The 12,373-nt window shown below is 45.6% G+C and carries 11 protein-coding genes and 1 other annotated feature; of the genes, 3 read left to right on the forward strand and 8 right to left on the reverse strand.

What is annotated here, in order from left to right; all coding sequences use genetic code 11:
- Window positions 1-8: 8 nt before the first annotated feature.
- From trpCF to ACQEXU_RS01145, 5 genes are all read right to left on the reverse strand, one after another.
- A complete protein-coding gene (gene trpCF / locus ACQEXU_RS01125; protein ID WP_427009334.1) occupies window positions 9-1,436 on the reverse strand; it encodes a bifunctional indole-3-glycerol-phosphate synthase TrpC/phosphoribosylanthranilate isomerase TrpF in 1,428 nt (475 codons plus the stop codon).
- A gap of 30 nt (window positions 1,437-1,466) precedes the next feature.
- On the reverse strand, window positions 1,467-2,465 hold the full coding sequence (gene trpD / locus ACQEXU_RS01130) for an anthranilate phosphoribosyltransferase (protein WP_427009335.1): 999 nt from the start codon (window positions 2,463-2,465) through the stop codon (window positions 1,467-1,469).
- An 11-nt stretch (window positions 2,466-2,476) separates the two neighbouring features.
- A complete protein-coding gene (locus ACQEXU_RS01135) occupies window positions 2,477-3,070 on the reverse strand; it encodes an aminodeoxychorismate/anthranilate synthase component II (protein WP_427009336.1) in 594 nt (197 codons plus the stop codon).
- 5 nt (window positions 3,071-3,075) lie between these two features.
- Window positions 3,076-4,638, reverse strand: a complete 1,563-nt coding sequence (locus tag ACQEXU_RS01140) for an anthranilate synthase component 1 (protein WP_427009337.1) — start codon at window positions 4,636-4,638, stop codon at window positions 3,076-3,078.
- A 126-nt stretch (window positions 4,639-4,764) separates the two neighbouring features.
- Window positions 4,765-4,880, reverse strand: a sequence feature (Trp leader region).
- Window positions 4,827-4,937 (reverse strand): Trp operon leader peptide, encoded by a 111-nt coding sequence (locus tag ACQEXU_RS01145; protein ID WP_367986714.1) that lies wholly within the window; start codon window positions 4,935-4,937, stop codon window positions 4,827-4,829. It overlaps the preceding feature by 54 nt.
- An 82-nt stretch (window positions 4,938-5,019) precedes the next feature.
- On the opposite strand from ACQEXU_RS01145, the gene rnm reads away from it, so the two are divergent.
- The 3 genes from rnm to rluB all read left to right on the forward strand — a co-directional run bounded on the left by rnm (window position 5,020) and on the right by rluB (window position 7,612).
- A complete protein-coding gene (gene rnm, locus ACQEXU_RS01150; RefSeq protein ID WP_427009338.1) occupies window positions 5,020-5,892 on the forward strand; it encodes an RNase RNM in 873 nt (290 codons plus the stop codon).
- 30 nt (window positions 5,893-5,922) lie between these two features.
- The gene (locus ACQEXU_RS01155) at window positions 5,923-6,543 is read left to right on the forward strand and encodes an L-threonylcarbamoyladenylate synthase (RefSeq protein WP_367986712.1); all 621 of its coding nucleotides are present in this window, start codon (window positions 5,923-5,925) and stop codon (window positions 6,541-6,543) included.
- A 133-nt stretch (window positions 6,544-6,676) separates the two neighbouring features.
- The gene (gene rluB / locus ACQEXU_RS01160; RefSeq protein WP_367986711.1) at window positions 6,677-7,612 is read left to right on the forward strand and encodes a 23S rRNA pseudouridine(2605) synthase RluB; all 936 of its coding nucleotides are present in this window, start codon (window positions 6,677-6,679) and stop codon (window positions 7,610-7,612) included.
- A gap of 75 nt (window positions 7,613-7,687) precedes the next feature.
- Here the strand turns inward: rluB and cydC are convergent, their stop codons facing one another.
- The 3 genes from cydC to trxB all read right to left on the reverse strand — a co-directional run bounded on the left by cydC (window position 7,688) and on the right by trxB (window position 12,263).
- Window positions 7,688-9,409, reverse strand: a complete 1,722-nt coding sequence (cydC, locus tag ACQEXU_RS01165) for a heme ABC transporter ATP-binding protein/permease CydC (RefSeq protein WP_427009339.1) — start codon at window positions 9,407-9,409, stop codon at window positions 7,688-7,690.
- Window positions 9,402-11,189: a heme ABC transporter permease/ATP-binding protein CydD gene (cydD, locus tag ACQEXU_RS01170; RefSeq protein WP_427009340.1), complete on the reverse strand. Its 1,788-nt coding sequence runs from the start codon at window positions 11,187-11,189 to the stop codon at window positions 9,402-9,404. Before cydD ends, cydC begins: the two co-directional genes overlap by 8 nt.
- A 117-nt stretch (window positions 11,190-11,306) precedes the next feature.
- Window positions 11,307-12,263 carry a thioredoxin-disulfide reductase gene (trxB, locus tag ACQEXU_RS01175; protein ID WP_427009341.1) on the reverse strand — a complete coding sequence of 319 codons (957 nt, stop codon included), beginning with the start codon at window positions 12,261-12,263 and terminating at the stop codon, window positions 11,307-11,309.
- Window positions 12,264-12,373: the final 110 nt, after the last annotated feature.

Here is a 12,373-nt window from a genome sequence, read left to right on the forward strand (position 1 = left end):
ATTCGTAACTAGTAGTTGCGGATAGCGGCAAAAGTTTGCTCAAGCTTTTCTTTGTCTTTTTTCCCGGGCGAGCTCTCTACGCCAGAGTTTAGATCAAGTCCTAGGCAACCTTGTTGTGATGCTTTTTGTGCATTGAAAGGATTGATGCCTCCGGCGAGCATAACTTTTGATGGGTCGGCTATCAGCGACCAATCAAATACCAAACCCGTACCGCCAGTTTGAGTGCCTACTTTGGTATCGAGTAGGTGGCGATCAATATCGACATCGATTAATTCAGGGACAGTATCCGTTACGCCGTAAGCTTTCCAAACTTCCACTCCGCTAGGCAATTGAGCGGCGAGGGTAGTTACAAAAGTTTGATCTTCCGTTCCGTGCAGTTGAACCGCTTTTAATCCCAACTCGTTCACTCTGGTTAAGATGAAATCTAAGTCGTGGTTTTGGAAAACACCAACAAAGTTCAATGGTGCTCCGCTCATCACCAAGCGGGCATGTTCAAGGTCGATGGCACGTTTTGATTGCTCGACAAAGATAAGTCCACCAAATACTGCACCAGCTTGATAAGCTTTAGCCGCATCATCAGGATGTGTCAGCCCACAGACTTTGTTTTCACCGAGGGTTACTTTCCTAACCGCGAGCTCTAAGTTGTCTTCTGCCATCAAAGAACTCCCAATCAAAAATCCATCCGCATAAGTAGCGAGATCTCGGACTTGCTGGTGTGTGTAGATACCAGACTCCGAAATGATCGTTGCGTTTGGCGCGAGTTCTCGGATGGTTGGTGCGAGCTCTTTGGTGCGATTCAGGTCGGTTGAGAGATCCCGTAAGTTACGGTTATTGATACCAATCACTTTTGCGTTCAATTTGACAGCGCGGTGCAGCTCTTCCTCATTGCTGACTTCAGTCAAAATGCCCATATTCAAGCTGTGAGCGACCTCTGCGAGTGCTTGGTACTCTTCATCATTGAGTACCGATAACATGAGTAAAATTGCATCAGCAGAGTAATGGCGCGCAAGGTAAATCTGATAGGTATCGACCATAAAGTCTTTGCATAGAACGGGCTGCTTTACTTGCTTGCGAACCTGAGGCAGAAAATCGAAACTACCTTGAAAGTACTTTTCGTCGGTTAGTACAGAAATTGCGTTCGCATGGTTATTGTAGACAGAGGCAATGTAATCCAAATCGAAGTCAGCACGAATGAGGCCTTTGGAAGGCGATGCTTTTTTACACTCAGTAATAAATGCGGTTTTTCCGGTATTGAGCGCAGCATAGAAATCGCGATCAGAAGGCTCAATGGTTTGTTGAAAACTGTCTAACGGCTGGCTTGTTTTTCGCTGCGCTACCCATTGGTATTTATCGCGAACAATTTTTGCCAATACTTCGGCCATCTGTGCTTCATTGACAGAAACATGGTCGGATAATTTATCTTGTGTCTGAGTCATTTTTCTACCTTGTTTGTAGAGCGTTGCTAACTACGCATGTTGGGCGAGTTGTTTCACCAGCTCATATGCCTTACCAGAGTTCATAGCATCAATCGCTAGCTTTGTATTGGCTTTCAAATCTTCGTGGCCAAATAGACGCATTAAAAGTGCGACATTGACTGCCACTGCGCCAAGTTGGGCTTCAGTCCCTTTACCGGTCAGGATATTCGTGATGATGGCTTTGTTTTCTTCAGGGGCGCCACCTTTGATTGCATCTAATGGATGCTCGTTAACACCAAAATCAGCAGGGGTTAGGGTATATTCGGTGATCTGGCCATCTTTTATTTCAGCGACGGTTGTTTTGCCGTGAATCGCCACTTCATCTAGCCCGCTACCATGAACAACGGCCGCTCTTTTCATGCCCATTTGAAGCATGGTTTCAGCAATTGGGCGTACCAGCTCTTCGCTGTAAACACCCATTAGCTCGATATTTGGGCGAGCAGGGTTAATCAATGGCCCCAAAATATTAAAGATGGTGCGAGTTTTCATTGTTTGACGAACTGGCATGGCATGGCGAACACCACCGTGATACTGAGGAGCAAATAGGAAAGCGACCCCAAGTTTATCTACCGCACTACGGGTATCTTCTGCGCTCATAGCTAAGTTGATACCGAATGAGTCCAGTAAATCAGATGAGCCCGATTTACTGGATACACTACGGTTACCGTGTTTTGCGACTTTTAAGCCACAAGCGGCAGCCACGAAAGCGGCGGTTGTCGAAATGTTGATGGTGTTATGACCATCGCCTCCTGTGCCGACAATGTCAGCGAAGTCGTAGTCTGGACGAGGAAATGGATTTGCGTTAGCCAATAGTGCTTTCGCTGCACCAGCAATCTCATCTGGCGTTTCCCCTTTAATTTTTAGGGCCGTAAGTGCAGACGCCATTAAAATTGGGTGAAGCTCACCACGAATAATTACGTCAAATAGCTGTTGGCTTTCTTCTTGAGTCAGTGATTGTTGGTCATAAAGCTTATTAATAATCTGTTCCATGATATCGTCCCTTATTGTTGTCCTTTCTTGCCTAGTGCCCAATCAATCGCATTCGTGAGTAACGTCTCTCCGTATGTCGTCATGATAGATTCCGGATGGAATTGAAAACCACAGACTTTGTCTTCTTCTTGTACCACTGACATCACCAAGCCGTCTACTTCGGCAGTAATAGTCAAAGAACTCGGAACTTGAGTGGCAACAAGTGAATGGTATCTAGCGATAGCAAGAGGGGAAGGCAGCCCCTGATAAGTAGGATGGCTTTGATGCGCCATCATAGATACTTTTCCGTGAATGATTTCACCTGCGCCAGCAACTTTACCGCCGTATGCTTCAACAATGGCTTGGTGCCCAAGGCAAATACCAATCATAGGCACTTTGCCTTTTAGGCGTTGAATGATTTCTGGCATAGAACCGGCGTCTGATGGAGCACCAGGTCCGGGAGAAAGGAGAACCACTGGGTTTTCAAGTTGTGAAACAGCCGTCTCAATGCTTTCTGCGGCAATGCTATTGCGATAAATCGTGACATGGTGACCTAATGCACGGAACTGGTCGACCAAGTTATAGGTAAATGAGTCGAAGTTATCGATAAATACAATGTTCGCCATGTCGATTACTCCTTATGAGCGGCTTGAATAGCTGAAATAACCGCTTGTGCTTTACCACGAGTTTCGTCTGCTTCAGCTTGCGGTTCAGAATCGAAGACAACACCTGCACCCGCTTGGACTTGAGCAATGCCATTTTCAACATAAGCAGAACGTATAACGATACACGTGTCGAGCGTTCCTTCGCCGGTTAAGTAACCGACTGCGCCACCGTAGCTGCCACGACGCGCACCTTCAACGTCTCGAATTAATTGCATTGCGCGAATTTTTGGTGCGCCAGTGAGCGTGCCCATATTCATGCATGCTTGATAAGCGTGAAGCGCATCTAAATCGTCACGTAACTGACCGACAACTCGTGACACTAGGTGCATTACGTGGCTGTAGCGGTCTACCTTGAGTAGATCAGCCACATGGCGAGTACCCGCTGCTGAAATACGAGCTACATCATTACGGGCAAGATCGACCAGCATCATGTGCTCTGCATTTTCTTTTTTATCGGTTCTTAGCTCTAATTCAATGCGGCTATCGAGGTCAAAGTTAATTTCCCCATTAGGATGCTTCCCACGACGACGGGTTCCTGCAATCGGATAAATTTCAACTTGGTTCGTATCCGTTTCATATTTCAGTGCGCTTTCCGGAGAGGCTCCGAACAAAGTAAATAACTCATCCTGCATATAGAACATATAAGGGCTTGGGTTACTTTGTTTTAGTGCTTTGTATGCGGACAATGGTGAAGGGCATGGCAGTGTAAAGCGTCTTGAAGGTACAACCTGAAATACATCACCTTTGACAACAAACTGCTTTAAATCCTCGACGATATTGCAAAACTCAGGATCAGAGATGTTAGTTGTAAGTGGCACATCGCTCAGTTTCTTAGCGTCAGGCAGAGCTTCAGGGCTAGCGCATTGCTGAGCAATATCAGCAATGCGTGCTTCAAGCGTGCTTTTCTGAGACGTATCGGTAAATAGGGTTGCTTGAAGCTGACAAGATTGGGTTTGATGGTCGACAACCAACAAGGTTTCTGCAACGTAAAAGACGTAATCCGGACATTGATTATCGGCTTGTGCATCACCAAGCGGTTCAAAATTTGCCACTAAATCGTATGCAAATAGACCACCTAGGAAAATCGCATGCTTGTGTAATCCAGTAAGATCGAAGCTATGTTGGATCAACCTTAATGCATCGAATGATGAAGCTTCGCGGAGGCGGGAGTCTTCGTCGAGCGTATCGCAAGGTGACGCGAATTCTAGTGTGAGGGTGGAGCCATCAAACTGCAGTGGAATATCATCACGAATATTGTCGCTAAGATGGGTGAGCAACTGCGTACCATTTTCTGTTAGTGCAGTCATGGTAACGGTGTGACCATAACAAACAATACGCACTGCTGAATCGACGATCAGTAAGCTTTTTAAGTTTTGTTTAGAATCAATCTCCGCCGATTCAAGCAGCAAGCTGTCGGTTTTGTTTTCACATAATGAGTGAAAAAGCTGAGTAGGATCGGGGCTGTATGGCACCGACGTATTGATCAGTTCAATCTTTCCTAGCTTTTTGATTTCAATGGCCTTGTTCACAAGACCTCCTTTTAATCTTTTCAATCTTCCTACCGTACATACTCGCATAAAGCAAACGTTCACCCAATCTGGAACTGCGCTTAACTGATGATTGTTTAACCGGTTGAATGTGATATGTACGACAAAATAAAAAAGCCCGCTTTAGTAGCGGGCTTGGTGATGTCTTTTTTTGTTTAGTTAGCGATAAACTAAAAGTACACGTGAGCCCACCAGGAACTTGACCAAGTGCGCCACCAGCTCATCTCTGCACATTGTGCAGTGATTTTTGCTTTCTGCTGTTGGTTAAATTCTTGTAACATAGTGAGCCTTAACAAATTGCCTTGTAATTGCGTACTAGTTAACTGGTTCAAAGATTAAAAGTCAACTCTTTAGACTAAAAATATGAGAATAGATTTACATAGCCATACAACGGCATCCGATGGTCGTTTATCGCCTCAGGAATTAATCGAGCGCGCGATGAGCTTTAAACTGAATGTATTAGCGATCACCGATCACGATACAGTGGATGCGTTAGAACCTGCTCGCCACTATATTTGCGAACAAGAACTGCCACTGGTTCTAATCAACGGGATCGAGATTTCAACCGTATGGCAAAATAAAGATATACACATTGTTGGGTTAAATATTGACCCGAACTCAGTAGAGCTGAATCGTCTCATTGATCAACAAAAGCAGCATCGCGAATCGCGGGCAGAGCTCATCGCACATCGATTGAGCAAAGCGACCCGTGACGGTGTATTGGAAGAAGTGAAGCTGATAGCTGGAGAAGCACCGATCACTCGTGCTCACTTTGCGAAATGGTTGGTGGATAATCAGTACGCTAAAACCATGCAACAAGTGTTCAAGAAATATTTAACTCGCAATAATCCGGGTTACGTACCACCTAACTGGTGCTCAATGTCAGATGCGGTTAGCGCCATTCACGCCGCTGGTGGTCAAGCTGTGTTGGCACATCCAGGGCGTTACGATTTAACCGCCAAATGGATAAAGCGTTTAATTACGGCCTTTGTCGAGGCGGGTGGTGATGCAATGGAAGTCGCTCAACCACAACAAGGTCAACAAGAAAGACGCAACCTTGCTGATTATGCGATACAATACAAACTATTAGCTTCTCAAGGTAGCGACTTTCATTACCCATCCCCTTGGATGGAGTTGGGAAGAAACCTCTGGTTACCATCCGGTGTGGAACCAGTTTGGAAAGATTGGGGAATTGAGCCTGAACCATGTTCAACGGAACCATCCCCACAAGTATAGAGTCGAGAGACTCGATAATGAGGAATTACAATGAGCCAGTTTTTTTACGTTCACCCAGAAAACCCGCAGGCTCGCTTGATCTCTCAAGCAGTAGCAATCATTCGTAACGGTGGCGTCGTCGTTTATCCAACTGATTCAGGGTATGCATTGGGCTGTCAGTTGGAGAATAAACAGGCACTTGAACGTATTTGCCAAATTCGCCGATTAGATGAGAAACACAACTTTACGCTGTTGTGTCGTGATTTATCAGAGCTGTCGCTCTATGCCCGTGTCGATAACGCCGCTTTTCGTTTGTTGAAAAACAATACGCCGGGTCCATATACCTTTATTTTTAAAGGCACTAAAGAAGTTCCACGTCGACTGATGAACTCGAAGCGAAAAACCATCGGTATTCGTGTTCCTGACAACCGTATTGCACTGGATCTACTTGAAGCCTTGGGTGAGCCAATGATGTCGACATCATTGATCCTGCCTGGTAATGACATTACTGAATCAGATCCTGAAGATATCCGCGATAAGCTAGAGCATGCGGTTGACTGTATTCTTAACGGTGGTTACCTCGGGGAGCAGCCGACAACAGTTGTCGATTTCAGTGATGGTGAGCCTGTTATTGCCCGTATTGGTGCCGGAGAGCCAGCGCCATTTGAGTAGTCAAAATTTGGTGATTTATCTAACAAGTTTTGCGATAATGTGCGACCGCGATTTTTGGGTCGCACTTTTTGTTTGTCCGCATGCCGGATAAATGCTCCATCGACGTCTGAGAAGACGACACATAGGTAATTAAATGAACGAAAAATTACAGAAAGTACTCGCTCGAGCTGGCCATGGCTCTCGTCGTGAATTGGAAGCTTTAATTAAAGCTGGCCGAGTCAGCGTCAATGGTATTGTTGCGAAGCTCGGAGAGAGACTGGAAGATGACAACGCCATCGTGCGTATTGACGGTCACACCGTCTCTGTGAAAGCACAAGAGGAAGTGATTTGTCGAGTTCTAGCTTACTACAAGCCGGAAGGTGAGCTTTGTACTCGCCATGATCCAGAAGGTCGTCGTACTGTATTTGATCGTTTGCCGAAAATCCGTGGTTCTCGTTGGATTTCTGTTGGTCGTCTGGACGCAAACACCTCGGGTTTACTTCTGTTTACCACTGACGGTGAGCTAGCTAACCGACTGATGCACCCAAGTCGCCAAGTTGAACGTGAATATCTAGTTCGCGTATTTGGTGAAGTTAACGAACAGAAAGTGAAAAACGTGGTTCGTGGGGTTGAGCTCGAAGATGGCATGGCACGATTTGAAGATGTTGTGTATGCCGGTGGTGAGGGCATGAACCATACATTCTACGTTGTGATCAACGAAGGTCGTAACCGCGAGGTTCGTCGCCTTTGGGAATCTCAAGAATGTACGGTGAGCCGTCTGAAACGTGTTCGTTACGGTGATATTTATCTTGATAAAAAGCTACCTCGTGGCGGATGGATGGAGCTCGATCTGAAAGAAGTGAACTACCTTCGTGAGTTAGTAGAACTTCGTGCAGAGAAAGAAACCTTGGTTGATCAGAATAAGGCCAATACTTCTCGTCAGCGTGAACGTTCACGTAGTCAGAAGATCCGTCGTGCTGTTAAACGTCATGAAGAGCGTGTAAATAACCCGGGTAGAAGTAATAACCCAGCACGCCGTAAGCCGAAGAAAGGCGCTGGTGAACAAGGTCGCCGCAATAAACAGCGATAAGATAAGAAGAATTAAAAAAAGCAGCCAATTGGCTGCTTTTTTGTTGATGGTACCCCATTAAAAATGGGGTATGAACTAAAGGGTTTGGTTTAATTGGTAGTATCGCCCTTGTTTATTCAGCAAATCTTCGTGCGAGCCATGCTCAACCACTTCACCTTGCTCCAGTAAGCAAATACTGTCCATCTTATCCAAATCAACCAGTCGATGAGTAATAAAGACCACGGTTTTGTCTGTAAAATGCGCTTCAAACAATTGCATGATCTGTTGCTCAGTTTGCTTATCCAAACCTTCAGTCGGTTCATCAAGTAACAAAATCGGAGCATTATGGAGTAATGCTCGGGCAATTCCGACGCGGCGCTTTTCACCACCAGAAAGCTGTCGGCCACCATCACCCATCCAAGTGTCTAACCCCTGATCTTGAAGCAGCTTTTCAAGCCCGACTTGAACCAGAACAGCAGAGAGCTTTTCATCATCAGCATCCGGTTTAGCCATCAAAAGGTTGTCTCTTAATGTGCCATTCAAAATATCAACCCGTTGGCTGACTACACTGATGGCTTGGCGAAGCTGACTTTCACTCCATTGCTGTAGCGGTTGACCTGCTATCTCTATCGAGCCGTGCTGAACATCCCAATAACGCGTCAACAGTTGCAGTAGCGTGGATTTACCTGAGCCAGTTTGACCGACGATAGCAACTCGATGCTTCGCTGGAATTTCAAGCGAGAGGTTTTTGACCACTTGCTGTCCATTATCCGGATAATGGAAAGAAATATCGTTGTAGCGAATCGAGAAGTTCTGATCATGCATGACATCTTGTTGAGGAAATACCACATCAGGTTCAGCGAGGATCACTTCGTTTAAGCGCCTTGCAGACGTAAGGGTTTGTCCTAAATGCTGAAATGCACCGGCAATCGGCATAAGGAGTTCGACGGTTGCCATTGTCGCGAAGGCAAATAGCGCAATAAGCGGATCAGGTTGGTTGCTACCGACACCATCAGCTGCTAACCAAAGTATAAGGACTAAGGTCCACCCATTCGCCAACATTAATAATGCTTGTGCCAAGCCAGAAAAATGAGCGTTGATATGCTGATTTTTGAGTAGCTTGCCTTGAGCAGAAATGATTGCATTGCGATAGCGTTTTTCTGCGCCAAATAAGGTCAATTCACTATAACCTTGCAACCAGTCGAGCGTGCTGATGCGCATTTGTGCTTTGTGCTGTGTTAGTTCGGCTCCGTTTCGTTTGCCCAACTTGTAAAACAGAATTGGCCACAAAATGAGCAGTACAAGCAAGATTGCACCAAGTGTTAAACCTAGCTGAGTATCAAACCAACATAAAATTGCGGTCAATATAGCAATTGTGAGAGTACCCACGACCATTGGACTAATAAGCCGTAAATAAACATGATCCATGGCATCGATATCAGCAACCAATCGATTGAGCAAGTCGGCATCACGTAAATTCGATACGCGACCCGGGATCAGTGGAGCGAGTTTAGAGAAGAAGAAAATACGTAAATCAGTCAGCAACTTAAAGGTCGCATTGTGGCTGACAACGCGTTCACCCCAGCGCCCAGCAGTACGGCCCATAGCGAAGCCCCGTACAAAAGCTCCGGGAAGCATATAATTAAAGGTTTCTCGCGCAATGGTAAGGCCTGCAACGGCTGCGGCAGATAAGAACCAGCCCGATAGAGTTAGCAGCCCAAAGGAAGCAAGCAATGTGAGCAGGGCTAATAGCATACCAAGCGATAAGCCAAACCAGTGTTTTTTATAAAGCTTTAGATAAGGGAGTAAATCACGCATCTAAGTTCCCCTTATTTGAATGGGTCAATGCATGGTTTGCTTTAAGCATTTGTTGGAACAATCCTTCTGTCGCTTCGAGTTGTGTGAATTGACCTGATTGCACCAGTTGCCCGTCTTGCATAACCAGTATTTGTTCAACATTTTGCAGCGGAGCGAGTTGGTGAGTCACCATTAATGCTGTTTTATTGGTTATCTGTTCATTAAGCCCTTGCATGACTAATTTTTCACTACGAGCATCAAGACTGGCCGTTGGCTCGTCCAGCAACCAGAATTGACCATTTTGTACCATGGCCCGAGCTAAGGCTAACCGCTGTGCTTGACCCACAGACAATCCGCCTGAGCGATCAGAAATCACATAATCTAAACCATGCTTTTCCACGAATTCGTTGGCGAAAGAATTGGCTAATACTTCTTGGATACGTGAATCGGAGACCTCAGTCTGACCGAGCGTAATATTGTCACGAATGGTCCCGTGCAACAGGAGTGGGTTTTGTCCAACCCAACTGATGTGTTGGCGCCAATCATCTAAATTCAAGTTGCTGCGTTCAATTCCATTGATCTTTAATGAGCCTTGATATGGTAAAAAACCAAGAATGGCATTGATTAAGCTAGTCTTGCCTGCGCCACTTGGGCCGACAAGTGCTGTAGTTTGGTTTGCATGAATAGTAAAAGAAATAGGCCCAACCAACAGGGTTCCTTCTGGGCTAAACACCTCCAGATCAACAGCGGAAATTTCAATTTGAGCTGGGTTTGGAAGAGGGGTATCTCCACTGCGTACAGTACTGACGTCAGTTTCTAAAAACTCGACAATGCTTTCGGCTGCGCCAACAGCTTGCTGCTTAGCATGATAGAAAGTGCCAAGATCCCTTAGTGGTTGATAAAACTCCGGTGCTAATACCAGAATGAACAAACCGGAAAAGAGTGTTACACCGAGGCCATAATCACCAAAATTCAGCTCTCCGATGAAAGCAAAACCAAAATACACCGCCGTTAAAGCGATGGAGATGGAAGTAAAGAATTCTAATACAGCGGAGGACAGAAATGCGATTTTTAACACATCCATTGTTCGGCTTCGAAATACTTCAGAAGCGCCACGCATCACCTCAGTTTCTGCTTTTGTTCGGTCGAACAGCCGAATGGTGGTCATCGATTGTAAGCGATCGTAAAAGTGACCCGATAGACGCTGTAGCGCTTTAAAGTTTTTTCGGTTGGCATCAGCGGCTTTCATTCCAACTAAAGCCATAAATAGGGGAACGAGGGGGGCTGTTAATAAGAAAATCAGGCCAGCTGCCCAGTTTATTGGAAACACGACAATCAAAATGACAAAAGGTACCAACACAGAGAGCGACATCTGAGGCAAGTAGCGTGCAAAGAAGTCATGCATGTCTTCTACTTGTTCTAAGAGCAGTGTTGCCCACGAGCCAGCAGGCTTACCTTTGATGTATGCAGGCCCTAGGTCACGCAGCTTATCTAGAATTAACTGCCGGATGTAGATCCGGATTTGTTCGCCACAACGGAATCCCGCGATTTCTCTGCCCCAAGAGCACAATGCTCGGAGTGCTATCGTGACAGCAAGGGCTGCAAAATAAGGTAGCAGTTCATACTTATCGACCTGTTCGATGATCAGTTGATGCAGAATGGTGGCGAGCAAAGCGGCTTGAGCCAGCAAGAATATGCTTGAAAGTACGCCAAGGCCAACAGCAACCATCAACCATTTTTTGGCTAACTTACTTTGCTGCTTGAGCCATTTATTCAAGCTGCGCTGTTTCTTTTTATCCATTATGAAGGCTTAAATGAGAATTATTTTTTTGATGTTGAGCGCGGCATTATACAAAAGAAAGCCCTGCGGGAATACCACAGGGCTTTAAAAGTCGACGAGTAAAATAACTTTTCTTTTTTAATCGTCTAATGCATCAAGAAAGCGCTCTGCATCTAATGCAGCCATACAACCTGTACCCGCAGAAGTGATTGCTTGGCGATAATTATGATCCATGACATCACCAGCTGCGAAAATGCCCGGAATGCTGGTTTGCGTTGCATTACCTTCAAGCCCAGACTGGACTAAAATATAGCCGTTATTCATATCCAGTTGGCCTTCGAAGATCGCCGTGTTTGGCTGGTGGCCGATAGCAATAAATGCGCCCATCACATCTAGTTGTTCAATTGCGTCACTTTGAGTGTCTTTAATTCGAACTCCAGTTACGCCCATATCATCACCGACCACTTCCTCTAGGGTCCGATCCGTATGGAGAATAATGTTGCCGTTTTCCACTTTATCCATCAGACGTTTCACCAAGATTTTTTCAGCGCGGAAAGAGTCACGACGGTGGATCAGATGAACTTCAGAAGCAATGTTTGATAGGTAAAGCGCTTCTTCTACTGCGGTATTACCACCACCCACAACTGCGACTTTTTGGTTGCGGTAGAAGAAACCATCACAGGTTGCACATGCTGACACACCACGACCCTTAAAGGCTTCTTCCGACGCTAAACCGAGGTATTTCGCCGAAGCACCCGTTGAGATGATTAAAGCATCACAAGTGTATTCACTGCTATCACCTTTAAGACGGAATGGACGTTGGCTGAAATCAACTTCGTTGATATGGTCGAAAATCATCTCGGTTTCAAAACGTTCAGCATGCTCTTTCATGCGGTCCATTAACCCCGGTCCAGTAAGTCCTTCAGGATCGCCTGGCCAGTTTTCCACTTCTGTCGTTGTTGTTAGCTGGCCACCTTGTTGCATCCCGGTAACCAAAACTGGTTGCAGGTTGGCACGTGCAGCATAGACAGCGGCGGTATAACCAGCGGGTCCAGATCCTAATATAAGTAACTTACAATGTTTAACGTCGCTCATTTGTGCTCCATTAGCGGTGACGCATTAAAAAATTCTAATTCGATTGTATGGAATATATGGGGTTAGTTAAAGAGGAGGCAAGTGGGAACAGTGTATTAATTGGTTATAGA

The organism is Vibrio sp. TRT 21S02, from assembly GCF_050113675.1.
Lineage (GTDB): Bacteria > Pseudomonadota > Gammaproteobacteria > Enterobacterales > Vibrionaceae > Vibrio.